Raw genomic sequence first — 23,965 nt, 5'->3', positions numbered from 1 at the left:
CCGCCAGTTGATGGCGCTAATGGGCTGAAAGGCCTTTTTTCGTCTGTTGCCCGCACAAAAACAAACGCCCCGAACAAGTCGGGGCGTTTTGTTGGGCCTTCATCAGTGTGTTTTCACACAGTCTGTTTGGGTGCCTTTGTTTCGGATCCAGGGGGCGACGCATAACCCTTGTGGGAGCGGGCTTGCTCGCGAATACGGTGTGTCAGATAGATTTATATCGACTGACACGACGCCTTCGCGAGCAAGCTTGCTCGCGCACTGGATCAGCGACGTTTCTCAAGCGAGTACACAAACGGCGCGACAATTTCGATCGAGCCATTGGTCAACATGTCGGCCGGTGGCTTGGGCAACGGTTGGGCGCGGCGGATCATTTCCAGGGTGGCCCGGTCCAGATCGGCGTTGCCGGAACGGCCCACCAGTTCGAACGACAGCACGTTGCCTTCGCCATCGACCACAAAACGCAGACGGTTGGTCCCGGTCTTGTTTCGTGCCCGGGCGCTGTCCGGGTACTTTTTGTACTTGGCCAAATGCGCGAGCAGAGAGCTTTGCCAACTGGCCTTGGCGGCCATTTGCGCGGGCGACGGGCCCGGAGCCGGCTGGGCGGATTTCTCCGTCGGTGCGGGGGGCGGTGGCGTGTCGGCCGGTTTTTCCTCGGAAGGCTTTTCCTTGGGTGGATCGGGCAGCTTCTTCTCGACCGGCTTCGGCGGTTTAGGCTTTGGCTTCGGTTTGGGCTTTTGCACCGCAATTTCGGCTTTTGGCGCTTCAGCCAGTTTCGGAATCGGCAACTCTTCAACCGGAGCCGGTGGCGGCGGCGGTGTGACGACTTTCGGCGGAGCCGGCGGTGGCGGGGCCGGGAGCGGTGCCAGCTCGACCATCATTGCCTGCGGTGGCAATTCGATGGGCGGGCGGGCCGTCCAGTTCAGTGCCAGCGCGATGGCCAGCGCATGAACGCCCAGCACCACGGCGAGGCTGGCGCCGTAACGCGTCAGCTTATGGCGCGTCGTGATCATTTCTTGACTGCACTCTCGAGGCCGACCAGACCCACCTTCAGGTAGCCGGCGGCGCGCAGGTTATCCATCACGCTCATCAGGTCACCGTAATCCACGCCTTTGTCAGCCTGGAAGAAGATGGTGGTGTCTTTTTTGCCTTTGGTCCGGGCGTCGAGAGTGGCGCCGAGGGATTCGGGCGTCACTTCGTCTTCGCCGAGGAACAGGCGCTGGTCAGCTTTTACGCTGAGGAACACCGGTTTCTCGGGCCGCGGCGCCGGTTTGGCAGTCGAGACAGGCAGGTCGACTTTGATGTCCACGGTGGCCAGCGGGGCAGCCACCATGAAGATGATCAACAGCACCAGCATCACGTCGATGAACGGCGTGACGTTGATTTCGTGGTTCTCGGCCAGATCGTCGTCTGCGCCTTCTTTCAAATGCAGGCCCATGGCCGATTACCCCACTTTCACCATGTGCGGTTGCGAGCTGCGCTCAGGCTGGTGATCGAGGTCACGGCTGACCAGCAGCAGCACCTGAGCCGACGCATCGGACACCTGCGCCTTGTAACCGGCGATGGAGCGGGCGAACACGTTATAGATGACGACCGCTGGAATCGCGGCAACCAGACCCAATGCGGTGGCCAGCAGTGCTTCAGCGATACCGGGTGCCACGACGGCGAGGTTGGTGGTCTGGGTTTTGGCGATGCCAATGAAGGAGTTCATGATGCCCCACACGGTACCGAACAGGCCGACGAACGGCGCGGTGGAACCGATCGTTGCGAGGACGCCGGTGCCGCTGCTCATGTTGCGACCACAGGCTGCAACCAGACGTTCGAGACGGAAGCTGACGCGTTCCTTGATGCCTTCTTTCTCGCGGCTGTTGACCGACAGGCGCATCTCTTCGAGTGCGTCGTGAACCAGCAGATTGGCGAGGGTGCCTTCCTTCGCCGCAGTGGCGCTGGCTTCTTTAAGGGTGGCGGATTTTTTCAGTTGAGCGATTTCACCACGCAGACGACGCTTGGCGCCCATCAGCTCAAAGCCTTTGGCGATCCAGATGGTCCAGGTGATGATCGAGGCGATGGCCAGACCGATCATCACGATTTTCACGATAATGTCGGCGTTCTGGTACATGCCCCATGGCGACAGGTCGTGGGCCATGCCCAGGGAGTTGTCGGCTTCGAGGACTTCAGGCGCTTCGGCCGGTGTGGCGTCGAGGGCTTGAGCAGGAGCAGTCGCGTCAGGTGCGGCAGCCGCGGGCGCAGTCTGCTCGGTGGCGGCTGGGGTCGCTGGCGCTTGTGTGTCGGCGAAAGCGGCAGTCGGTGCCAGCATCAGGCCGAGCAGCAGAGCTGCAACCGCCCTCCAGGCGCGAGGTCGGATGGTTGGCGAAGCGGGGATTTGATTACGTGTCATGCTGGCCGGACCTGAGATAGAAAAACGTTGTTGCTCTTCCAGGCCTCGTGAGGCCGAGAACAAAAGTGGCGTGCATTATTGCAATTAATTCTTGTTAACAAAAGTAATAGAGTAACTTTTTTTCCTTGATGGCTAGCCGCTTGTCCCGTGCCACGGCTAGTCTGTCCCTTTCCGATGGGAGTTTTTTGATGTCCGCGCCTTCTGTTTTGATTGCCGGTTGTGGTGATGTCGGCAGTCGTCTTGCCTCGCAACTGTTGACCGCAGGGTGGGAGGTTCATGGTCTGCGCCGTGATGTCTCGCGTTTGCCGGACGGTGTGATCGGTGTTGCCGGCGACTTGTTCAATGAAGACTGCCCGGCGACCTGGCCAGTGGGCGCTGTGGATTACCTGGTGTATTGCGCGGCAGCCACTGCTCACGACGAGGCCGGTTATCGCGCGGCGTACGTGCAGGGCTTGCAGAACGTGCTGAGCTGGCTGGACGACTACGGGCAGGTGCCCGAGCGGCTGATATTCGTATCCAGCAGCAGTGTTTATGGGCAGCAAGGTGGCGAATGGGTCGACGAAAACTGCGAGACAATCGCTGCGGGTTATTCAGGTCGGTTGATGCTGGAGGCCGAACAGGTGGCACTCAACAGTGGCATCCCGGCGAGCGTCTTGCGCTTGACCGGCATCTATGGACCGGGCCGTGAATGGCTGCTGACCCAAGTGCGGCGCGGTTATCGTGTGGCCGTCGAGCCGCCGCTGTATGGCAATCGCATTCATGCCGATGATGCGGCGGGGTTGCTGGCGTTTTTGCTGGAGGCGGATCGCCGTGGTGTGGCGCTGGATCCTGTCTACATCGGTGTCGATGATGCGCCGGCGCCGCTGGCCGAAGTGGTGGGCTGGTTGCGCGAGTATCTGGGGGTTACCGAATGGGCGGAGGATGCCAGCGTGCGGCGCACGGGCAGCAAGCGTTGCAGCAATGCCCGGGCGAAAGCGTTGGGCTGGACGCCAAAGTATTCAACTTATCGCGAAGGCTACGCAGCGATCCTTGAAGGTAAATGCTGACCCCCAAACACCCCTGAAAACAACTGTGGGAGCGGGCTTGCTCGCGAAGAGGGAGTGTCAGGCAACTTTAATGTCGACTGATCCACCGCTTTGGCGAGCAAGCCCGCTCCCACAGGTTTATGTGCTGTTCTCAGCGCGTGCTTACTGCTTCTCGAGCAACCACTTGCGCTCACCCGGGGTGAACTGCGGTTGTTCGTCCGCCAGGGCGGTATTCACCGCTTGGAGGATCTCCAGCTCATTACCCTTGCGCACGAATAGCCAGTTGTTGCCTTGGCCATTGTGTTGCAGCCACATGCTGTCGTTGCCATTGCTCATCGACGCGCAGTCACCTGCCAGGCACAAGGCGTAGCGGTCGGCGCCAGGCAGGCCCGAGACCTGGCCGTCAGCCTGGAACTGCACCGTGCTGCCTTCGCCCTGGCCACTGACGATTTTCCAGCTGCCGCCCATGTAGGCTGAGTACAGCGCACGTTCGAAGCTGGCACCGATCGGCGCGCCTTCCGGCACGGGAATCTGTGCGCGGTCGAAAACCTGTTCCGGTTCGTTTTCGCTCGCGGCCTGCTCCAGTTGGCTGCCGTCGCGTTTCAGCTCACTGGCGGAGCTGCCATAGAAATCGACTTTCCAGGCGCCGGACTGTTCGCCCAGCAGCCGTCCTTCGACATTCTCAAAACCGTTGGTGTAGCGGGCCTGACTGGCCTTGGTGTTGACGTCCCATTCCAGGTTCGGGCCGTAAGCCTGAAGCGCTTCGCGCAGGGGGCCGCCCTTGGCTGCGGCATCGATCGCCACCTGATTGATCCAGGTACCGCTGATGTCACGGTCGGCAGGGTTGCTGGCGCAGCCGCCGAGGAGGATGGCGAGCAGCGAGAGAGCTAGCGCTTTGCGCATGGTGGAATCCTTTCAAAACCTTTTCTTGCTGAGCAGTCGGCGCGGCGTTTGAAGGTCGCGCCGTGCGCATCACTCGATGACCAGAATGGCATCCATTTCAACCTGCGAGCCTTTCGGCAGGGCAGCAACGCCGATGGCGGCGCGGGCTGGGTATGGCTGGTCGAAGTACTTGCCCATGATCTCGTTGACCTTGGCGAAGTGGCTCAGGTCGGTGAGGAAGATGTTCAGCTTGACGATGTCCTTGAACGAACCGCCGGCGGCTTCGGCAACGGCTTTGAGGTTCTCGAACACCTGAACGGTCTGGGCTTCGAAGCCTTCAACCAGTTCCATGGTTTTTGGGTCCAGAGGAATCTGGCCCGACATGTAGACCGTGTTGCCAGCCTTGATCGCCTGGGAGTAAGTGCCGATGGCGGCCGGGGCCTTGTCGCTGGTGATAACAGTCTTGGTCATGTATGACTCCTTGTAATGGTTGAGTTATGCACGCATGCGGGTGATGCGGATCACCCCGGTCAAGGCGCGCAGTTTCTTGATCACGCGGGCCAGGTGCACACGGTCGTGGACGCTGACCACCAACTGGACGACGCTGATGCGACCATCGCGTTCGTCCATGCTGATTTTCTCGATATTGCCGTCGGCCGCGTTGACGCTGCTGGCGAGCAGGGCGATCAGGCCGCGCTGGTGTTCCAGTTCGACGCGCAGTTCGACGTTGAATTCGCCGGTGACATCCTTGGCCCACGAGAGCTGGATGCATTTTTCCGGGTTGTGCCTGATTTCGCTGATGTTGCGGCAGTTGTCCAGGTGCACGACCATGCCTTTGCCCGCCGACAGGTGCCCGACAATCGGGTCGCCCGGGATCGGCGTGCAGCATTTGGCGTAGCTGAGCACCAGGCCTTCGGTGCCGCGAATCGCCAGCGGGCCTTCCGGACTAGGCAGTTGTTCGCCTTCGCCGAGCAGGCGGCGGGCGACCACATAGGCCATGCGGTTGCCCAGGCCAATGTCTTCAAGCAGGTCTTCGATCAGTTCGAGGCGGTACTCGGTGAGCATCGCCTTGACGCGTTCGGCCGGGATCTTCTCCAGCGAACTGTCGAAACCGTTGAGGACTTTGTTCAGCAGGCGTTCGCCGAGGCTGATGGATTCGGAGCGGCGTTGCAGTTTCAACGCGTGACGAATGTGCGTGCGCGCCTTGCCGGTGACCACGAAGTTGAGCCACGCCGGGTTCGGACGCGCGCCGGGAGCGCTGACGATCTCGACCGTGGAGCCGCTTTGCAGCGGTTCGGACAGCGGTGCGAGACGGCGGTTGATCCGGCAAGCGATGCAGCTGTTGCCGACGTCGGTGTGCACTGCGTAAGCGAAGTCGACCGCCGTGGAGCCTTTGGGCAGCTCCATGATTCGGCCTTTTGGCGTGAACACGTAGACCTCGTCCGGGAACAGGTCGATCTTCACGCTCTCGATGAATTCCAGCGAGTTGCCGGCACGTTGCTGCATTTCCAGCACGCCTTTGACCCACTGACGGGCGCGGGCGTGAGTGCCTTTCGGTTGTTCGTCACCGCTGGATTTGTACAGCCAATGGGCGGCGATGCCGTTGTTGGCCATCTCTTCCATTTCGCGGGTACGGATCTGAATCTCGATCGGTACGCCGTGCATGCCGAACAGCGTGGTGTGCAGCGACTGGTAGCCATTGGCCTTGGGGATCGCGATGTAATCCTTGAAACGACCCGGCAACGGTTTGTACAAATTATGTACAGCGCCTAGCACGCGGTAGCAGGTATCGACCTTGTCGACGATGATCCGGAACGCATAGACGTCCATGATTTCGTTGAAGGCCCGACGCTTGCCGCGCATTTTCTTGTAGATGCCGTAGAGGTGTTTCTGGCGACCGCTGACTTCGCCCTGGATGCCATCGATAGCGAGGCAATGACCAAGGGACTCTTCGATCTTGTTGACGATTTCCTTGCGGTTGCCCCGGGCGCGTTTGACCGCCTGGTAGATCCGCGCGGAACGCATCGGGTGCATGGCTTTGAAACCAAGGTCTTCGAATTCGATGCGGATCGCATGCATGCCCAGCCGGTTGGCGATGGGCGCGTAGATTTCCAGGGTTTCCTTGGCGATGCGCCGGCGTTTTTCCCCGGACAGCACTTCCAGCGTGCGCATGTTGTGCAGGCGGTCGGCGAGTTTGACCAGGATCACGCGAATGTCGCGCGCCATGGCCATGGCCATTTTCTGGAAGTTTTCCGCTTGGGCTTCGGCCTTGGTCTCGAAATTCATCTGGGTCAGTTTGCTGACCCCGTCGACCAGTTCGGCCACGGTTTCACCGAACTGCGCTTGCAGCGCTTCTTTGGCGATACCGGTGTCTTCGATCACGTCATGCAGCATCGCGGCCATCAAACTCTGATGGTCCATGTGCATGTCGGCAAGAATGTTCGCCACCGCAAGAGGATGCGTGACGTACGCCTCGCCGCTACGACGGCGCTGGCCGTCATGGGCTTGTTCGGCGTAGAAATACGCTCGGCGGACCAGGTTGACCTGGTCATTGCCGAGGTAGGTCGATAAGCGATCGGCGAGGGCGTCTATGCTCGGCATGATGACTCCTGCCGTAAGCTGTGACCCCGCGCCGTGCTACGTCGACCAGGCATAGGCTTAGACGGCCTCGTTGGACTCGTCCTCGAACGCTGCGAACAGCGGTTCGTCTTCAACGATTTCAGCGTTGGCGATGAACTCGTAGCTCATCAGGCCTTCAGCGATTTCACGCAGGGCTACAACGGTAGGCTTGTCGTTTTCCCACTGGACCAGAGGCTCTTTGCCGCCGGTGGCCAGTTGACGGGCACGCTTGGTAGAGAGCATGACCAGCTCAAAGCGGTTTTCCACGTGTTCTAGGCAGTCTTCAACGGTTACGCGGGCCATGGTATTCCTCGGAGCGAATGCAATATGCGCGCTGCCCGGTTGGGCGAGCGGACTGAACAGTTTAAAAAATCACCAGCGATTAGGGAAGCGCTGATTTTTTGACCAAGCCCTTCAACGCGCTGCAAGTGCCAATGTAAAGCCCTTGCAGCGGTTTTGGGAAGTGCTGTTTAGCCGAGCAATTCGGCCAGCAATTTACCGTTACGCTGCTGCTGACGCTTCTGGATCAACTGATTGGCACGGAAAATCGCCTTCAGATCGTCCAGAGCATGGGCAAAATCGTCGTTGATGATCAGGTAGTCGTAGTCGACGTAGTGGCTCATCTCGCTAACGGCTTCGCGCATGCGGCCGTCAATGATTTCGTCGCTGTCCTGACCACGATTGGTCAAGCGCTGGTGCAGGGCCTGCAGCGATGGCGGCAAAATGAAGATCGAACGTGCCTGCGGCATCAACTTGCGCACTTGCTCGGCGCCTTGCCAGTCGATTTCCAGAATCAGGTCGTGGCCTTCATCCAGTGTCTGTTGCAGGTGACTTTGCGAGGTGCCGTAGAGATTGCCGAAGACTTCGGCGCGCTCGAGAAAATCACCGTGCTCGATCATCTTCACGAACTCGTTGCGTTCGACGAAGTGGTAGTTCACGCCATTCACTTCACCCGGGCGCATGGCGCGAGTGGTGTGGGAGATTGATACGCGAATCTCCGGATTGGCATCGGTCAACGCCTTGACCAGGCTGCTCTTGCCCGCACCCGAGGGCGCGGAAATGATGTAAAGGGTGCCAGTGCTGTGGGTCATGTCGGGGTAGCCTTACTCAATATTCTGCACTTGTTCGCGCATCTGCTCGATCAACACCTTGAGGTTGACGGCGGCTTGGGTGCTGCGCGGGTCGAAGGCCTTGGAGCCCAGTGTGTTGGCTTCGCGGTTGAGTTCCTGCATCAGGAAGTCCAGGCGACGCCCGGCCGCCCCGCCGGACTTGAGGACCCGGCGAACTTCGATGATGTGAGTGCTCAGGCGATCCAGTTCTTCGGCCACGTCGCTTTTTTGCGCGAGCATGACCATTTCCTGTTCGAGGCGCTGCGGATCCATCTCGGCTTTCATGTCGGTGAAGCGATCGAGAACCTTCTGGCGCTGGGTGGCAAGCATCTGCGGCACGAGTTCACGCAGGGTCACGACGTCCTCTTCAATGGACGTCAGGCGCTCGTTGATCAGTCGCGCCAGTTCCGCGCCTTCACGCTCGCGGCCGGCCTTGAGCTCTTTCAAGCCTTGATTGAACAGCGCCAGCGCATCGGCGTTCAGGGCTTGCGGATCCGTCGCGTCAGCAACCAGAACGCCCGGCCAGGCCAGCACTTCCAGAGGATTGAGTGCGGCAGGGTTCTTGATCAGGCCCGCCACGGTTTCGGCGGCGGCGACCAGTTGCGCGGCGCGTTCGCGATCGACTTGCAGCGGTTTGCCGGTGCTTTCTTCGGTGAAGCGCAGGGTGCATTCCAGTTTGCCCCGCGACAGGCCTTGGCGCAGCGCCTCACGCACGGCGCCTTCGAGGTCGCGAAAGGACTCAGGCAAACGCAGGTGCGGTTCCAGATAGCGGCTGTTGACCGAGCGCAATTCCCAGCTCAGGGTCCCCTGGACGCCGGCTTTTTCGACGCGGGCGAAGGCGGTCATGCTGTGCACCATGGCGGTGACCTCGCAATGCAGATCGGCGCGGAACGAGAGCTCCGCAGGCGCGATATCAATGAATTTAAGCCGACTGGCAGCAAAGGCGCAGGATTGTAGCGCAGTGCGGCGAAGGCGCCCAAACACACGGTGTGACAAAGGGCTGCAGCCCGTCGGTAATGCGTGTTTCAGGGCCTTCGATCGTCGGCCCGATTTTTTAACCCGTGCCCAGTGGCGGTGCACCGCTCTATAATGCTCGGCAGTTTTCCGTCCCCAGTACAGGTATCTCCTATGAAACGTCCAAGTGGTCGCGCTGCCGATCAGCTCCGCTCGATCCGCATTACCCGCAACTACACCAAACACGCCGAGGGATCGGTACTGGTCGAATTCGGTGATACCAAAGTCATCTGCACCGTGAGTGTTGAAAACGGTGTGCCGCGTTTTCTCAAAGGTCAGGGCCAGGGTTGGTTGACCGCCGAATACGGCATGCTGCCGCGTGCCACTGGCGAGCGTAACCAGCGAGAAGCCAGCCGTGGCAAGCAGGGCGGCCGCACACTGGAAATCCAGCGCTTGATCGGCCGTTCCCTGCGCGCTGCGCTGGACATGTCCAAACTGGGCGACGTGACGCTGTACGTCGACTGCGACGTGATCCAGGCTGACGGCGGCACCCGTACTGCTTCCATCACGGGCGCCATGGTTGCGCTGGTCGATGCACTGAAAGTGATCAAGAAGCGTGGCGGCCTGAAGGGTGGCGACCCGCTCAAGCAGATGATCGGCGCTGTGTCTGTGGGCATGTATCAGGGCGAGCCAGTGCTGGATCTGGACTATCTTGAAGATTCCGCGGCCGAGACGGACCTCAATGTAGTGATGACCAGCTCCGGTGGCTTCATCGAGGTGCAAGGTACTGCTGAAGGCGCGCCGTTCCAGCCTGAAGACCTGAACGCCATGCTGGAACTGGCCAAGAAAGGCATGAACGAAATCTTCGAACTGCAAAAGGCTGCACTGGCCGACTGAGCAGGTTCGAACCCGCAAGGAGAACGCGATGAGTGACGAGCAAGAGTTGCTGCCCAAACCGAGCCAGGAGGTTCGCCAATGGGCCATGTTTTGTCACTTGTCCGCCTTGCTGGGGTTCTGGATTCCGTTTGGGAGCCTGATTGGGCCGCTGATCTTGTGGCAGGTGAAGCGCGAGACGGATCCGTTCATCGATGCCCAAGGCAAGGAAGCGCTTAATTTCCAGATTACCGTCGCGATTGCCTCGGCGATCTGCCTGTTGCTGATGTTGCTGGTGATCGGCTTCTTCCTGTTTGGTTTGTTGGCCATTGGTGCGCTGGTACTGACGATCATTGGGGGCGTGAAGGCCAATGAGGGCTTCCCGTACCGCTATCCGTTCACTTGGCGATTGATCAAATAACGATCAATGCGCTCCCCTCGTGTGAGCGGCGGATGACGTTCGCAATGCGTTAAAACAAATGCCCTGACTTGTCAGGGCATTTGTATTTTTGCAACTGAATTAACGTCTCTGGTGTGTAGGAAAAGTCTGTCTGCGATCAGCGGTAGTATGGATTTATATATAACTATCGTTTCTACACTTTTAGTCACAACTGCACTGGTTTAGTGTCGTTCATGTACTTGGCAATAAGACTGGCCGATTGTTAAAGTTGCCGCACGTCATACTTCGTCAGAAATATTTCGATATATTCAAGCCATCGAAGGTCCTTGAATCAAAAGCAATCAGTGTTGAGACAATCAGCCGATTCAATAGGCGTGCCCAGGTAAAAAGTTCGCCTCTGAATATATAACCAAGAATAATCCCAATGATTCAGCTCGATTTTTATGGAACGCTCGTGGCCGCCTCTTTAGTGTTGCTGCTGGGGTGCGGACTTGTTGCTCGTGTTGGTTTTTTGCGCAACTACAATATTCCCGAACCCGTAGCCGGTGGCCTGGTAGTTGCCTTGGCGCTTCTGTTAATGCGCACGCTTGATATTGAAGTGCGCTTTGACACTTCGCTGCAAACGCCCTTGATGCTGGCGTTTTTTGCCACCATTGGCCTGAGTGCGGATTTCGCCAGCCTGAAGAGGGGCGGTCGCGTCGTTGGGATATTTCTACTCGCGGTTGCCGGGCTTCTGGTCGTGCAGAACGCCATGGGAATCGCAATGGCCACAATGCTCGGACTCGATCCGCTGATGGGCCTGCTGACAGGTTCCATCACCCTGGCGGGCGGTCACGGTACTGGCGCCGCGTGGGGAACGGTGTTCAGTGAGAAGTACGGTCTGGCTTCCGCCTCGGAGTTGGCGATTGCCGCTGCGACCTTTGGCTTGGTGCTGGGTGGTTTGATTGGAGGCCCGGTTGCTCGTCTGCTGATCAAGCGTGTGCAAGTGCCCGGTTGCAAAAGTCAGGACGCGCCTCGGCTGCCCAAAGGCTTTGAGCAGCCAAACAAGGAGCGCTCGATTACGCCGTTTTCATTTATCGAAACGCTCGCGCTGATCGCGGTCAGTCTGTTGGCTGGCAATCTGTTGAATGGCTGGTTACAGGGGACAGCATTCGAGTTGCCGACGTTTGTTTGTGTCCTGTTCGTGGGGGTGGTTTTGCGCAATGGGCTGTCGGCGCTTGGCCTGTATGAGGTATTCGAGCGTGAGGTCTCGGTCCTGGGCAATGTCAGCCTGTCGCTGTTTTTGGCTATTGCCCTGATGTCGCTCAAGTTGTGGGATCTGGCGGCGCTGGCGTTGCCGATCTTCATCATCCTGGCGGTACAAGCCTTGGTCATGGCGCTATTTGCGATTTTCGTAACGTTCCGAATGATGGGCAGCAATTACGATGCGGCCGTGCTGGCGTCAGGGCATTGCGGTTTTGGTCTCGGTGCGACGCCAACGGCCATTGCCAACATGCAGGCGGTAACGCAGCGCTACGGACCTTCGCAGATAGCGTTTTTGGTGGTGCCCATGGTGGGGGCGTTCTTCATCGACATCATCAATGTCATCGTGATCAAGCTGTACCTGGTCTTGCCGTTTTTTGCCGTGATTTGAGGTTCGGACTGCTTGAATCCGAGACATAAAAAATGCCCGTACCTTGCGATACGGGCATTTTTTCAACTGTGAATCGACGCTTAGATGGTCAGCGTCCAATCGTAGTCGACGATCAGCGGTGCATGTTGCGAGAACCGTGGCTGACGCGGCAGGCGTGCACTGCGAACAAAGCGCCGTAGGCCTGGGGTCAGGATCTGGTAATCGAAGCGCCAGCCCAGATTGAGCATCTCGGCCTGTTCGTTGTCCGGCCACCAGCTGTACTGGTCGCCTTCACGGCTGACTTCACGCAGGGCATCGACATAGCCCATGTTGCCGACAATCTCGTCCATCCAGGCGCGTTCTGGCGCCAGGAAGCCCGGGGATTGCTGGCTGTCGCGCCAGTTCTTGATGTCTAGCTTCTGCTGCGCAACATACAGCGAGCCACAATAAATGTACTCGCGACGTTTGCGCCGCTGTTTGTCCAGGTACTTGCCGAAGTCGTCCATGAGCTTGAACTTCTGGTTCAAGTCCTCATCGCCGTTCATCCCCGAAGGAAGCAGCAAGGTGGCAATACTGACTTTGTCGAAATCTGCTTGCAGGTAGCGCCCGTAGCGGTCGGCCGTCTCGAAACCGAGACCGCTGATGACAGCCTTCGGTTGCAACCGCGAATACAAAGCCACGCCACCTTGGGCAGGGACTTCAGCATCGCAGGCATAAAGGAAGTAGCCATCCAGTTGGAAGGCTGGGTCATCCAGTTCAAAGGCGGAGGCACGGGTGTCCTGCAGGCAGATGACGTCGGCATTCTGTGCTTGCAGCCAACTGAGCAAACCACGCTCGACTGCAGCCTGAATACCATTGACGTTCACACTGATGATCCGCATAAATGGCCCCAAAAATCGCGTGCGTGTATGATACACGGCGTCAAGCTAATTAGCTAAATCCGTGGTATTTGGGGTTTTTTTCATGCAAGCGTATCAGCGCGATTTCATTCGTTTTGCCATCGATCGCGGCGTTTTGCGCTTCGGTGAGTTCACCCTGAAGTCCGGGCGCACCAGTCCTTACTTCTTCAACGCCGGCCTGTTCAACACGGGCTCGGCCTTGGCCCAGCTAGGGCGCTTCTATGCCGCAGCCATTGCCGAAAGCGGTATTTCCTTCGACGTTTTGTTTGGCCCCGCCTACAAAGGCATCCCGCTGGCGGCGACCACTGCTGTCGCACTGGCCGAGCATCACGACCGTGACCTGCCATGGTGCTTCAACCGCAAAGAAGCCAAGGCCCACGGCGAAGGCGGCAGTCTGGTCGGCGCTCCGCTGACGGGCGACGTGCTGATCATCGACGACGTGATCACCGCTGGCACCGCGATCCGCGAAGTGATGCAGATCATCGCTTCCCAGGACGGCGCCAAGGCCGCCGGCGTGCTGATCGCCCTGAACCGTCAGGAGCGTGGCAACGGTGAGTTGTCGGCAATCCAGGAAGTGGAGCGCGATTTCGGCATTCCGGTGATCAGCATTGTTTCGTTGAACCAGGTGCTGGAGTTCCTCGCTGACGATCCGCAGCTCAAGCAGCATTTGCCAGCCGTGGAAGCGTACCGCGCCCAGTTCGGCGTCTGATCGCTGAAAGCAGGCAAAAAAAGACCCCGCTCAGTCTGGCTGAGCGGGGTCTTTTCGTTTGCGCGACTGCTTACGGACGCTTGCGATTGCTGATCAGCGTACCCACACCGGTGTCGGTGAAGATTTCCAGCAGGATCGCGTTCGGTACGCGACCGTCGATGATCAGCGAGCTGCCCACGCCACCCTGAACCGCTTCCAGTGCACAGCGGATCTTCGGCAGCATGCCGCCGTAGATGGTGCCATCGGCGATCAGGTCGTCGACCTGTTGGGTGCTCAGGCCGGTCAATACCTGGCCAGACTTGTCCATCAGGCCGGCGATGTTGGTCAACAGCATCAGTTTCTCGGCCTTCAGCGCTTCGGCGACTTTGCCGGCCACCAGATCTGCGTTGATGTTGTACGACTCGCCGTTTTCACCCACGCCGATTGGTGCGATCACCGGGATGAAGTTGCCTTTGACCAGCAGGTTCAGCAGTTCGGTGTTGATCCCGACCACTTCGCCCACCTGACCGATGTCGATGATTTCCGGCTGGGTCATCTCCGGGGTCTGGCGGGTGACGGTCAGCTTCTTCGCGCGAATCAGCCCGGCGTCTTTACCGGTCAGGCCGATGGCGCTGCCGCCATGACGGTTGATCAGGTTGACGATGCTTTTGTTGACTTGGCCGCCGAGGACCATTTCCACCACGTCCATGGTCGCGGCGTCGGTGACGCGCATGCCATCGACGAAATGGCTTTCGATCGACAGGCGCTTGAGCAGATCACCGATCTGCGGGCCGCCGCCGTGCACGACCACCGGGTTGATGCCCACGGCTTTCATCAAGACGATGTCGCGGGCAAAGCCGGTTTTCAGCTCCTCGCTTTCCATCGCGTTGCCGCCGTATTTGATCACCAGGGTCTTGCCGACATAACGTCGGATGTAAGGCAGCGCTTCGGACAGGACCTGGGCGGTGTGGGCGGCGGCTTCGCGTTCGAGGGTCATTCAGGGCTCCGGGTGGATCAGAACGGTAGTTGGAGATCAGGTGCAACGCGTTTCAGTTGGGCGTGGAACACATCTTTGATGCGCTGCAATTCAGCCTCGTCATCGGCCTCGAAGCGCAGCACCAGCACCGGTGTGGTGTTGGACGCGCGCACCAGGCCCCAGCCTTTGGCGTAATCGACCCGCACGCCGTCGATGGTGGTCAGGTCAGCGCCTGCGCCCCACTGTGCGTCGTGCAGAGCATCAATGATGCTGAATTTGCTCTCTTCGGTCACATGGATATTGATTTCAGGCGTAGAAATATCGTTCGGGAAGGTCGCAAACAGCTCTTCGGCGGTGGATTTTTCCTTGCTGAGGATTTCCAGCAGCCGTGCGGCGCTGTAAATGCCGTCATCGAAACCGAACCAGCGCTCCTTGAAGAAGATGTGTCCACTCATCTCACCGGCCAATAGAGCGCCGGATTGTTTCATTTTCTTTTTGATCAATGAATGACCGGTCTTCCACATGAGCGGTCGACCGCCGTATTCCTTGATCAGCGGTACGAGGCGGCGGGTGCATTTGACGTCGAAGATGATTTGCGCGTCAGGGTTGCGTGCCACCACGTCACGGGCGAACAGCATCAGCAAGCGATCGGGATAAACGATGCTGCCGGTGTTGGTCACCACGCCGACACGGTCACCGTCGCCGTCGAAGGCCAGACCGATGTCGGCGTTGGTTTCCTTGACCTTGGCGATCAGGTCGACGAGGTTCTCAGGTTTGCCCGGATCCGGGTGATGGTTGGGGAAATTGCCGTCGACTTCACAGAACAGCGGGATGACTTCGCAGTTCAGCGCTTCGATCAGTTGCGGAGCGATCACGCCGGCCGCGCCGTTGCCGCAGTCGACCACGACCTTCATGCGGCGGGCCAGTTTGATGTCCTGGACGATTTCGGTGTTGTAACGGTCGAGGATTTCGACCTCGGTGACGCTACCCGGGCCGCTGCTCAGATTGTTGGTCTTGAGGCGTTCGTGCAAGGCCTGGATCTGTTCGTTGGCGAGGGTGTCGCCGGCGATCACGATCTTGAAGCCGTTGTAGTTCGACGGGTTGTGGCTGCCGGTGAGCATCACCCCGGATTTGCCGGCCAGGACGTTGGCGGCATAGTAAAGCGCGGGGGTCGGCACCAGGCCAACATCACTGACGTGGCAGCCGCTTTCGGCGATACCGCGGATCAGTTCTGCAACCAGCTCCGGACCGGACAGGCGGCCATCGCGACCGACGCAAACGTTCGGCTCGCCTTGGGCCAGGCTCTGCGAACCGATAGCGCGGCCGATCCAGTAAGCGGTTTCGGCATTGAGGAATTGCGGCACGGTGCCGCGAATGTCATAGGCGCGAAAGATGCTGTCGGGTAGTTTCGGGGCAAGCTTGGCGGGGGTGCTCATCTGCGGAAGTGCTCCATCTCGAAAGTGGCAGGACAGACCGACGATTCACTCGGCGGCAGGCTCAAACTGAAGGGTATGACGGCGTTTTTCACAGAGAGTTCGTGGTGTGAAAGGGCCATGACACCTCGGCGGGCGTGGCTTTCGGCCGGCAAAACCTTGATTTACGCTGTTAAAACCTGTCGTTGAAAATGCACAAATTCCCCCTGTAGGAGCCGCCTGCGGCAGCTCCTGCAGAGGCGTATCAGTGCTGGTTACTTGGTGCCGGTGTGGCCAAACCCGCCAGTGCCGCGCTCGGTTTCGACGAACTCTTCAACCATTTCGAAATGCGCCTGCACCACCGGCACCAGCACCAGTTGCGCCAGACGTTCGCCGACGGTCATGGTGAAGTCGGTCTGGCCACGGTTCCAGCAGGACACCATCAGCGGGCCCTGGTAATCGGAGTCGATCAGCCCGACCAGGTTGCCGAGAACGATGCCGTGCTTATGGCCCATGCCCGAGCGCGGCAGGATCAGCGCGGCGAGATTGGGATCACCGATGTAAACCGACAGACCGGTAGGGATCAGCACGGTTTCACCCGGTTTGATCACGATGTCCTGTTCCAGCATGGCGCGCAGGTCGAGGCCGGCGGAGCCCGGGGTGGCGTATTGCGGCAGCGGGAATTCGGTACCGATGCGTGGGTCGAGAATCTTGGCTTGCAAAGCGTGCATGTAAATTAAACCTGGTTCAGACGTTCGGCGATAAAAGTGACCAGTTGGCGAGCGATCTTGCTCTTGCTGGTCTGGGCGAAAACCGTGGCGTGCAGCTCACGGTCAATCACGCTGCAGGCGTTTTCTTCGCTGTTGAAACCGATGCTCGGGTTGGCGACGTCGTTGGCGACGATCAGGTCGAGGTTCTTGTCCTTCAGCTTGCGTGCAGCGTAGTCGAGCAGGTGTTCGGTTTCGGCGGCGAAGCCGACACTGAACGGACGATCGGGGCGGGTCGCGATGGTGGCGAGGATATCCGGGTTACGCACCATTTGCAGGACGAAGCCGTCACCGCTCGTAGGATCTTTCTTGAGTTTTTGCGGGGCGACGACTTCCGGACGGTAGTCGGCCACCGCTGCAGAGGCGATGAACACGTCGCAAGGGATTGCGGCTTCGCACGCGGCGAGCATGTCGCGGGCGCTGACCACGTCGATGCGCGTGACGCGATCCGGGGGCGGCAGATGCACCGGGCCGCTGATCAGCGTGACGCGGGCGCCGGCTTCCACCGCCGCTTCGGCCAGGGCAAAGCCCATTTTTCCGGAGCTGTGGTTGGTGATGTAGCGCACCGGGTCGATGTTTTCCTGAGTCGGACCGGCGGTGATCACCACATGTTTGCCGGTCAGCGCCTGGCGCTGGAAGCAGTCCGCGGCGCATTGGGCCAGATCGGTGGCTTCCATCATGCGGCCCATGCCGACATCGCCGCAGGCCTGGCTTCCGGAGGCCGGGCCGAAAGTCTTCAGGCCACGGCACTCCAGCCGTTGCAGGTTGGCCTGAGTCGCCGGGTCGCGCCACATCGCTTGATTCATTGCCGGAGCGACAGCCACGACGGCGTCGGTGGCCAGCACCAACGTGGTCAGCAAATCATTGGCAATACCTTGAGCCAGGCGCGCGATCAGGTCGGCGGTGGCCGGGGCGATCAACACCAGATCAGCCCATTTCGCCAGCTCGATGTGGCCCATCGCCGCTTCGGCGGCCGGGTCGAGCAAATCCAGATGAACCGGGTGCCCGGACAAGGCTTGCATGGTCAGCGGGGTGATGAACTCGGCGCCGCCGTGGGTCATGACTACGCGCACTTCGGCGCCCTGGTCGATCAGGCGACGAACCAGATCAGCGCTCTTGTAGGCCGCAATACCGCCGCCGACGCCCAGAACGATGCGTTTCCGATACAGCCGCTGCATAGGTCTGCCTTTCATATCGTGGGTGACATACGTGGCGAAACCCCCTCCCCAGGGTGAATTCGCCCGCAAAAAAGATGGGCTACGATATCACAGCGACCGCTATGGAACAGCGGCGCCCACAGACAAGGAAGCGCTATGAGTATTCGTGATTGGCCTGCGGCGGAACGGCCGCGGGAAAGGTTGTTGGAGCATGGGGCGGCGAATCTTTCGGACGCTGAGTTGTTGGCCATTTTTCTGCGGACCGGATTGCCCGGAATAAGCGCGGTGGATCTGGCACGACAACTGTTGACTCGGTTCGGCAGCCTGCGTTTGCTGCTTGAGGCCGATCAGGAAGCATTCAGCAAACAATTAGGCCTGGGGCCTGCGAAGTTTGCTCAGTTGCAAGCGGCTCAAGAAATGAGCAAGCGTCATCTGGCCGAGCGATCACGGCAGAAACCGGCACTGGAAAACCCTCAAATCGTTCGTGATTACCTCAAATCCATGTTGCGCCACGAGCCTCACGAAGTGTTTGGTTGTCTGTTTCTGGACTCCAAACATCAGGTGCTGACATTCGAGGCGCTGTTTCGCGGCTCGATCGACAACACCAGCGTGCATCCCCGGGAAGTGGTGAAGCGCGCCTTGGCAAACAACGCAGCGGCCGTGATCCTGTGCCACAACCACCCGTCAGGAAACTCTGATCCCAGTCAGGCGGATCGGCTGCTGACCAAGCGCTTGCAAAAGGCGCTGGAGCTGATTGATGTGCGGGTGCTGGATCACTTCATCGTCGGCGACGGGGAGCCGTTGTCGATGGCGGAGAGTGGCTGGATGTAAATCTGGCGGGGCGATGCAAACCCCCTGTGGGAGCGGGTTTGCTCGCGAAGGCGGTGGGTCAGTCAATAAACGTGTTGGCTGAACCGACCCCTTCGCGGGCAAGCCCGCTCCCACGGTGGGGGATGTGCTGTGTCAGGTTACTTGAGCGTGACCTTGGAGTAGTCCTGCCGTCCAAACGGGCTAACGGCGTAGCCCTGGACATCCTTGCGCGTCAACGCGAAGGCCGTCGGGTGCGCCAGCGGCAGCCATAGCGCCTGCTGCTGGATCTGCGCCTGTGCCTGCTCGTAGAGCTTGCTGCGCACGCCTTGCTCGCTGGTGGTCTTCCCCGCGCTGATCAGCTTGTCCAGATCGGCATTGCAGTAGCGGGCGAAGTTGGTACCAGACTTGACCGCCGCGCAGGAAAACTGCGGCGTGAGGAAGTTGTCCGGGTCGCCGTTGTCGCCAGCCCAGCCCATGAACAGCAAGTCATGCTCGCCGGCCTTGGCGCGGCGAATCAATTCGCCCCATTCGATCACGCGGATTTCCGCCTGAATGCCGATTTCCGCCAGGTCCGATTGCAACATCTGCGCGCCGAGGCTTGGGTTGGGGTTGAGCAGGCTGCCGGACGGACGCGTCCAGATGGTGGTCTGGAAGCCGTCCTTCAAGCCGGCCTTGGCCATCAGATCCTTGGCTTTCGCCACGTCGTAAGGATACCCCGGCAGGTTTTTCGCATAGCTCCAGGTGTTCGGCGGGTAAGGGCCGTTAGCCGCTTCGGCGGTGTCTTCGAACACGGCTTTGATGTAGTTGGCCTTATCGAAGGCAAGATTGATTGCCTGGCGCACTTGCGGCTTGTCCAGTGGTGGGTGTTGGCTGTTGATGCCAACGAAAGCAGTCATGAACGCGTCAGTCTTTTCGACTTTCAGCGTCGGCTCTTTCAGCGCTGCCTGTACGTCCAATGGCTTCGGCGACAAAGCGATCTGGCACTCGTTGCGCCGCAGTTTTTGCAGGCGCACGTTGGCGTCCGGGGTGATGGCGAAGATCAGTGGATCAACCGATGGCTTGCCAGCGAAATAATCCGGGTTGGCCTTGTAGCGGATCGAGGCGTCTTTCTGGAAACGTGTGAACACGAACGGGCCGGTGCCGATCGGTTGGCTGTTGAGCTTTTCCGTCGCGTTGGCCTTTAGCAATTTTTCAGCATATTCGGCGGAATAAATCGAGGCGAAACCCATGCTCAGGGTTGCCAGAAAGGTCGAGTCCGGGTGATCGAGGGTAAAACGCACGGTCAGCGGATCCAGTGCGTCGATTTTCTTGATCAGCGCTGGCAACTGCATCGACTGAGCATGCGGAAAGCCACTCTGGGCGACTTTGTGCCACGGATTGGCAGGGTCGAGCATGCGGTCAAAGCTGAATTTGACGTCTTCTGCTGTCAGTTCGCGGGTCGGCTTGAAGTAATCGGTCGTATGAAACTTCACCTGCGGGTGTAGCTTGAACACATAAGTCAGGCCATCGGTGCTGACTTCCCAGCTGTCGGCCAGGCTCGGGACGACTTTGCCGCTGGCCGTGTCGAAGTCCACCAAGCGGTTCATCAGTACGTCGGCCGAGGCGTTGGTGGTGGTCAGTGAGTTGTACTGCACCACGTCGAACCCTTCAGGGCTGGCCTCGGTGCAAACGCTCAGCGCGGCGGCCTGGGCCAGAGGGCTCAGCAGGAGCGGTGCGAGCAGCAGGGGTAGGGCAGCGAGGCGCATGGTCGGTTTCCTTTTACAGATCGAAGGCCCATCTGCAAGTGCAGTCTGGAAAAGGCCTACCCTAGAGGTCTGGATTACAAATGACTATCCCCATTTTGCATTTTCAGGGCACAGTGCTATCCGTTTTTCAGACTGCGTGGCTTCGTAAAAAGTCCGAAACGCCCGCGCAGACGTTTTTCTGCGACGAGCGGTCAAAATCGATGCCGGCCTTTATCCAAAGCGTTCGCAGCCTGAAAAAGCGCCTTTTTACCGATTGATTGCACACCGATTGTTGTTGCTTCCCGGTCTTTCTGGTATAAAGCAGCGCTCTTTTCTAGGGGCCCGGTTCCTTCACTGTAGGTGTAGCCGGTAAGACCTCTAAAGAAACGCGGCGCCTGGCGCCAAATGACTGAGAGATTAAGCGGCCAACCCATGCCGGGTTGGGCATGTGGTTTTAGAGGGCTGAGGCATGTCGAGAGTATGTCAAGTTACCGGTAAGGGTCCGGTGACTGGGAATAACATTTCCCACGCAAACAACAAAACCCGTCGTCGTTTCCTGCCGAACCTGCAGCATCACCGCTTCTGGGTTGAAGAAGAGAAACGTTTTGTGCGTCTGCGCGTATCTGCCAAAGGCATGCGTATCATCGACAAGCGTGGCATCACTGTCGTGCTCGCCGAACTTCGCCGCGATGGCAAGATTTAAGGGAGCTAATCATGCGTGAATTGATTCGTTTGATCTCGAGCGCCGGTACTGGTCACTTCTACACTACCGACAAGAACAAGCGTACTACCCCGGACAAAATCGAGATCAAGAAATATGATCCGGTTGTTCGCAAGCACGTGATGTACAAGGAAGGCAAAATCAAGTAATTGATTTTTCCCGACTTACAAAAAAGGCCCGTATCTCACGATGCGGGCCTTTTTTGTTGCCTGGAAATGACCGATCAGCCGCAGATGATCTCGATGATTTCATTGCGTTCATTCACCAGTACGCGGATGCGATCTGGATCAGTGCGCAGGTTGTACATGCCGTCTGGTACCTCAAGGCGATATTTTTTTGCCCCGGCAGCGTTGCATGCGGCCAACAGGTTGTCAGGGGTGGCGGTATCGCCGAGGAAGAAATTGGCGTTGCTGAGGTTGCAGTCGTTGGGCATGAAGCCTCCTTGCGTTCATTTGAGAGAAGGGCGCCTTGCGTCAATCCTGTCGGCACTGGCTGTGTCGTTATGGGCTTTGACGTTGAAAGTTGGCGCCTTCGCGAAGCTTCTCTCAAAGCTCCTGTCCAAGTCCTACCGGTCTCGTCACCTTCTGTGTCAGATCACGCCTTCTGTTCGAAGATCACATAGATCTTGCGGCAGGCTTCCAGCACTTCCCAAGTGCCACTGAAACCCGCCGGAATCACGAAACGGTCGCCCATACGCAGAGTCTTGGCATTGCCGTCGCTGTCACGCAGCACCGATACGCCCTGCAAGATTTCGCAGTATTCATGCTCTGTGTAATTCACTGTCCACTGGCCTACCGCGCCTTCCCACACGCCAACGTTCATTTGTCCACAAGGGCTGTCGTATTGATTGAACACCGCTTGCTCGGGATCCCCTTTGAGCACTTTGGCTGGGTCCGGGCGATAGCGTTCGGCTTCGCTGGTTGTCAGGCTGATGTCGACGACGTTCTGGATGCTCATTGTTGTTTTCTCCCGTGATGACGGCGCGTTGGCTGGAATGGGCCAAAGTCTATGTTTATTAAATTGAACACCGCAAGGCCGTATAGCGCGCTTATGTCAAATATATTGAAACAAACCCGGCCGCTGGTTTAGGGTGGCGGGTGCCTTGGGCCGAAATGCAGGCTGGCCGGGCAGAATTCCTGAGGACGCTGGCGATGATCGTGCGGCGTTCGTATTGAACAAGAGGAGGACACTTAAATGACCACCCTGACTCGTGCCGACTGGGAACAACGCGCCCGCGACCTGAAGATCGAAGGCCGCGCCTACCTCAATGGCGAATACACCGACGCCGTCTCCGGCGAGACCTTCGAGTGCATCAGCCCGGTCGATGGCCGTCTGCTGGGCAATATTGCCAGCTGTGACGCCGCCGATGCCCAGCGCGCCGTGGAAAACGCCCGCGCCACTTTCAATTCCGGCGTTTGGTCGCGCCTGGCGCCGACCAAGCGCAAAGCCACCATGATCCGCTTCGCCGGCCTGCTGAAACAGCACGCCGAAGAACTGGCCCTGCTCGAAACCCTCGATATGGGCAAGCCGATCAGTGATTCGCTGTACATCGACGTTCCGGGCGCGGCGCAAGCGCTGAGTTGGAGCGGTGAAGCGATCGACAAGATTTACGACGAAGTCGCGGCTACCCCGCACGATCAATTGGGCCTGGTAACCCGCGAGCCGGTGGGTGTTGTCGGCGCCATCGTGCCGTGGAACTTCCCGCTGATGATGGCTTGCTGGAAGCTCGGCCCGGCGCTGTCGACGGGTAACTCGGTGATCCTCAAGCCGTCGGAAAAATCCCCGCTGACCGCCATCCGTATCGCGGCATTGGCTGTTGAAGCCGGTATCCCGAAAGGCGTGCTCAACGTACTACCGGGCTACGGCCACACCGTTGGCAAGGCGCTGGCCCTGCACAACGACGTCGATACGCTGGTGTTCACCGGGTCGACCAAGATCGCCAAGCAACTGATGATCTATTCCGGCGAATCGAACATGAAGCGTGTTTGGCTGGAGGCCGGTGGCAAGAGCCCGAACATTGTCTTCGCCGATGCCCCGGATCTGCAAGCCGCCGCCGAATCCGCCGCCAGCGCGATTGCCTTCAACCAGGGCGAAGTCTGCACCGCCGGTTCGCGTCTGTTGGTCGAGCGTTCGATCAAGGACAAATTCCTGCCGATGGTGATTGAGGCGCTGAAAGCCTGGAAGCCGGGCAACCCGCTGGATCCTTCGACGAACGTCGGCGCGCTGGTGGATACCCAGCAGATGAATACTGTGCTGTCGTACATCGAGTCCGGCCATACCGATGGCGCCAAACTGGTCGCGGGCGGCAAGCGCATCCTCCAGGAAACCGGTGGTACCTACGTTGAGCCAACGATTTTCGACGGTGTGAGCAATGCAATGAAGATCGCTCAGGAAGAGATCTTTGGCCCGGTGCTGTCGGTCATCGCTTTCGATACCGCTGAAGAGGCGATCCAGATTGCCAACGACACGCCGTACGGCCTGGCTGCTGCGGTGTGGACGCAGGACATCTCCAAGGCGCACCTGACCGCCAAGGCGTTGCGTGCCGGTAGCGTGTGGGTCAATCAGTACGACGGCGGCGACATGACCGCACCGTTCGGTGGCTTCAAGCAGTCGGGCAACGGCCGCGACAAATCGCTGCACGCGTTCGACAAGTACACCGAGCTGAAATCGACCTGGATCAAGCTGTAAACCCTTGAGGGAGCCCGGTTGTCCCGGGCTCTCTGACGAAGCGCGGATCCCTGTGGGAGCGGGCTTGCTCGCGAAAGCGGTGTATCACTCAGCACATCTGCTGAATGTGAAACCGTCTTCGCGAGCGAGCTCGCTTGTATGGTAGGACTTGAAGGGAGGAGGAGGGACAAGGCTCGATTCTGACTGTTAGCGCAGTACAGACCGTGGGAGATTTCACCCTCCTCCTTTCACCCAAGCGCCGATAAAGAATGCAT

26 protein-coding genes and 1 pseudogene are annotated in these 23,965 nt (G+C 59.0%); 10 read left to right on the top strand and 17 right to left on the bottom strand.

Annotation, left to right across the window (positions count from 1 at the left end; all coding sequences use genetic code 11):
• Nucleotides 1-263 precede the first annotated feature (263 nt).
• The 3 genes from AACY11_RS26860 to exbB are packed head-to-tail and all read right to left on the bottom strand — an operon-like array spanning nucleotide 264 to nucleotide 2,395.
• Nucleotides 264-1,010, bottom strand: coding sequence for an energy transducer TonB family protein (locus tag AACY11_RS26860; RefSeq protein ID WP_339433796.1), 747 nt, complete (start codon nucleotides 1,008-1,010; stop codon nucleotides 264-266).
• A complete protein-coding gene (gene exbD, locus AACY11_RS26855; protein WP_339433795.1) occupies nucleotides 1,007-1,435 on the bottom strand; it encodes a TonB system transport protein ExbD in 429 nt (142 codons plus the stop codon). Before exbD ends, AACY11_RS26860 begins: the two co-directional genes overlap by 4 nt.
• A 6-nt stretch (nucleotides 1,436-1,441) precedes the next feature.
• Nucleotides 1,442-2,395, bottom strand: a complete 954-nt coding sequence (exbB, locus tag AACY11_RS26850; protein ID WP_339496138.1) for a tonB-system energizer ExbB — start codon at nucleotides 2,393-2,395, stop codon at nucleotides 1,442-1,444.
• 188 nt (nucleotides 2,396-2,583) lie between these two features.
• On the opposite strand from exbB, the gene AACY11_RS26845 reads away from it, so the two are divergent.
• A complete protein-coding gene (locus tag AACY11_RS26845; RefSeq protein WP_339433793.1) occupies nucleotides 2,584-3,441 on the top strand; it encodes an SDR family oxidoreductase in 858 nt (285 codons plus the stop codon).
• Nucleotides 3,442-3,582: 141 nt separating this feature from the next.
• Here the strand turns inward: AACY11_RS26845 and AACY11_RS26840 are convergent, their stop codons facing one another.
• From AACY11_RS26840 to AACY11_RS26815, 6 genes are all read right to left on the bottom strand, one after another.
• Nucleotides 3,583-4,323: a hypothetical protein gene (locus tag AACY11_RS26840; RefSeq protein ID WP_339433792.1), complete on the bottom strand. Its 741-nt coding sequence runs from the start codon at nucleotides 4,321-4,323 to the stop codon at nucleotides 3,583-3,585.
• 69 nt (nucleotides 4,324-4,392) lie between these two features.
• On the bottom strand, nucleotides 4,393-4,773 hold the full coding sequence (locus tag AACY11_RS26835; protein ID WP_003229509.1) for a RidA family protein: 381 nt from the start codon (nucleotides 4,771-4,773) through the stop codon (nucleotides 4,393-4,395).
• 24 nt (nucleotides 4,774-4,797) lie between these two features.
• The gene (gene spoT / locus AACY11_RS26830; protein WP_007920338.1) at nucleotides 4,798-6,903 is read right to left on the bottom strand and encodes a bifunctional GTP diphosphokinase/guanosine-3',5'-bis pyrophosphate 3'-pyrophosphohydrolase; all 2,106 of its coding nucleotides are present in this window, start codon (nucleotides 6,901-6,903) and stop codon (nucleotides 4,798-4,800) included.
• A 57-nt stretch (nucleotides 6,904-6,960) separates the two neighbouring features.
• Nucleotides 6,961-7,224 carry a DNA-directed RNA polymerase subunit omega gene (rpoZ, locus tag AACY11_RS26825; protein ID WP_003177259.1) on the bottom strand — a complete coding sequence of 88 codons (264 nt, stop codon included), beginning with the start codon at nucleotides 7,222-7,224 and terminating at the stop codon, nucleotides 6,961-6,963.
• 167 nt (nucleotides 7,225-7,391) lie between these two features.
• Entirely contained in the window at nucleotides 7,392-8,012 is a 621-nt protein-coding gene (gene gmk / locus AACY11_RS26820; protein ID WP_221730899.1) for a guanylate kinase, read from the bottom strand.
• A 12-nt stretch (nucleotides 8,013-8,024) separates the two neighbouring features.
• Entirely contained in the window at nucleotides 8,025-8,888 is an 864-nt protein-coding gene (locus tag AACY11_RS26815; protein ID WP_339433791.1) for a YicC/YloC family endoribonuclease, read from the bottom strand.
• A 270-nt stretch (nucleotides 8,889-9,158) separates the two neighbouring features.
• Here AACY11_RS26815 and rph point away from each other — a divergent pair, with 270 nt between their 5' ends.
• The 3 genes from rph to gltS all read left to right on the top strand — a co-directional run bounded on the left by rph (nucleotide 9,159) and on the right by gltS (nucleotide 11,890).
• Nucleotides 9,159-9,881 carry a ribonuclease PH gene (gene rph, locus AACY11_RS26810; RefSeq protein WP_095187917.1) on the top strand — a complete coding sequence of 241 codons (723 nt, stop codon included), beginning with the start codon at nucleotides 9,159-9,161 and terminating at the stop codon, nucleotides 9,879-9,881.
• 28 nt (nucleotides 9,882-9,909) lie between these two features.
• Entirely contained in the window at nucleotides 9,910-10,278 is a 369-nt protein-coding gene (locus tag AACY11_RS26805) for a DUF4870 domain-containing protein (protein ID WP_339496136.1), read from the top strand.
• Between the two features lie 403 nt (nucleotides 10,279-10,681).
• The gene (gene gltS / locus AACY11_RS26800) at nucleotides 10,682-11,890 is read left to right on the top strand and encodes a sodium/glutamate symporter (RefSeq protein ID WP_339496134.1); all 1,209 of its coding nucleotides are present in this window, start codon (nucleotides 10,682-10,684) and stop codon (nucleotides 11,888-11,890) included.
• 80 nt (nucleotides 11,891-11,970) lie between these two features.
• Here the strand turns inward: gltS and AACY11_RS26795 are convergent, their stop codons facing one another.
• Complete coding sequence (locus AACY11_RS26795) at nucleotides 11,971-12,750, bottom strand: exodeoxyribonuclease III (protein WP_007920349.1); 780 nt, start codon at nucleotides 12,748-12,750, stop codon at nucleotides 11,971-11,973.
• 82 nt (nucleotides 12,751-12,832) lie between these two features.
• On the opposite strand from AACY11_RS26795, the gene pyrE reads away from it, so the two are divergent.
• Nucleotides 12,833-13,477: an orotate phosphoribosyltransferase gene (gene pyrE / locus AACY11_RS26790; RefSeq protein ID WP_041071932.1), complete on the top strand. Its 645-nt coding sequence runs from the start codon at nucleotides 12,833-12,835 to the stop codon at nucleotides 13,475-13,477.
• Nucleotides 13,478-13,547: 70 nt separating this feature from the next.
• On the opposite strand, the gene argB is transcribed toward pyrE, so the two are convergent.
• From argB to coaBC, 4 genes and pseudogenes are all read right to left on the bottom strand, one after another.
• Nucleotides 13,548-14,453, bottom strand: coding sequence for an acetylglutamate kinase (argB, locus tag AACY11_RS26785; protein ID WP_221730894.1), 906 nt, complete (start codon nucleotides 14,451-14,453; stop codon nucleotides 13,548-13,550).
• Between the two features lie 17 nt (nucleotides 14,454-14,470).
• Nucleotides 14,471-15,874: pseudogene (locus AACY11_RS26780) on the bottom strand (phosphomannomutase/phosphoglucomutase); the annotation flags it as partial.
• 245 nt (nucleotides 15,875-16,119) lie between these two features.
• Entirely contained in the window at nucleotides 16,120-16,575 is a 456-nt protein-coding gene (gene dut / locus AACY11_RS26775) for a dUTP diphosphatase (RefSeq protein ID WP_016985816.1), read from the bottom strand.
• Nucleotides 16,576-16,580: 5 nt separating this feature from the next.
• Nucleotides 16,581-17,789 (bottom strand): bifunctional phosphopantothenoylcysteine decarboxylase/phosphopantothenate--cysteine ligase CoaBC, encoded by a 1,209-nt coding sequence (coaBC, locus tag AACY11_RS26770; RefSeq protein WP_339496133.1) that lies wholly within the window; start codon nucleotides 17,787-17,789, stop codon nucleotides 16,581-16,583.
• 135 nt (nucleotides 17,790-17,924) lie between these two features.
• On the opposite strand from coaBC, the gene radC reads away from it, so the two are divergent.
• Complete coding sequence (gene radC / locus AACY11_RS26765; protein WP_339433787.1) at nucleotides 17,925-18,599, top strand: RadC family protein; 675 nt, start codon at nucleotides 17,925-17,927, stop codon at nucleotides 18,597-18,599.
• A 137-nt stretch (nucleotides 18,600-18,736) separates the two neighbouring features.
• On the opposite strand, the gene AACY11_RS26760 is transcribed toward radC, so the two are convergent.
• Nucleotides 18,737-20,323 carry an ABC transporter substrate-binding protein gene (locus AACY11_RS26760; RefSeq protein WP_339496131.1) on the bottom strand — a complete coding sequence of 529 codons (1,587 nt, stop codon included), beginning with the start codon at nucleotides 20,321-20,323 and terminating at the stop codon, nucleotides 18,737-18,739.
• A gap of 80 nt (nucleotides 20,324-20,403) precedes the next feature.
• On the opposite strand from AACY11_RS26760, the gene AACY11_RS26755 reads away from it, so the two are divergent.
• From AACY11_RS26755 to rpmG, 3 genes are all read left to right on the top strand, one after another.
• Nucleotides 20,404-20,580 carry a hypothetical protein gene (locus tag AACY11_RS26755; protein ID WP_221730888.1) on the top strand — a complete coding sequence of 59 codons (177 nt, stop codon included), beginning with the start codon at nucleotides 20,404-20,406 and terminating at the stop codon, nucleotides 20,578-20,580.
• Between the two features lie 191 nt (nucleotides 20,581-20,771).
• A complete protein-coding gene (rpmB, locus tag AACY11_RS26750) occupies nucleotides 20,772-21,005 on the top strand; it encodes a 50S ribosomal protein L28 (protein ID WP_007920377.1) in 234 nt (77 codons plus the stop codon).
• A gap of 11 nt (nucleotides 21,006-21,016) precedes the next feature.
• On the top strand, nucleotides 21,017-21,172 hold the full coding sequence (gene rpmG, locus AACY11_RS26745) for a 50S ribosomal protein L33 (protein WP_016772554.1): 156 nt from the start codon (nucleotides 21,017-21,019) through the stop codon (nucleotides 21,170-21,172).
• A gap of 74 nt (nucleotides 21,173-21,246) precedes the next feature.
• Here rpmG and AACY11_RS26740 read toward each other — a convergent pair whose 3' ends face one another.
• Nucleotides 21,247-21,456, bottom strand: coding sequence for a hypothetical protein (locus tag AACY11_RS26740; protein ID WP_221730887.1), 210 nt, complete (start codon nucleotides 21,454-21,456; stop codon nucleotides 21,247-21,249).
• A gap of 161 nt (nucleotides 21,457-21,617) precedes the next feature.
• Nucleotides 21,618-21,980 (bottom strand): cupin domain-containing protein, encoded by a 363-nt coding sequence (locus AACY11_RS26735; RefSeq protein ID WP_221730886.1) that lies wholly within the window; start codon nucleotides 21,978-21,980, stop codon nucleotides 21,618-21,620.
• 237 nt (nucleotides 21,981-22,217) lie between these two features.
• On the opposite strand from AACY11_RS26735, the gene AACY11_RS26730 reads away from it, so the two are divergent.
• Nucleotides 22,218-23,711, top strand: a complete 1,494-nt coding sequence (locus tag AACY11_RS26730) for an aldehyde dehydrogenase (RefSeq protein ID WP_339496128.1) — start codon at nucleotides 22,218-22,220, stop codon at nucleotides 23,709-23,711.
• The last annotated feature ends 254 nt before the right edge of the window (nucleotides 23,712-23,965 follow it).

The organism is Pseudomonas sp. RA_105y_Pfl2_P56 (assembly GCF_963970845.1).
Classification (GTDB): domain Bacteria; phylum Pseudomonadota; class Gammaproteobacteria; order Pseudomonadales; family Pseudomonadaceae; genus Aquipseudomonas; species Aquipseudomonas baetica_A.
This window is presented reverse-complemented; position numbering and strand designations above follow the sequence as displayed.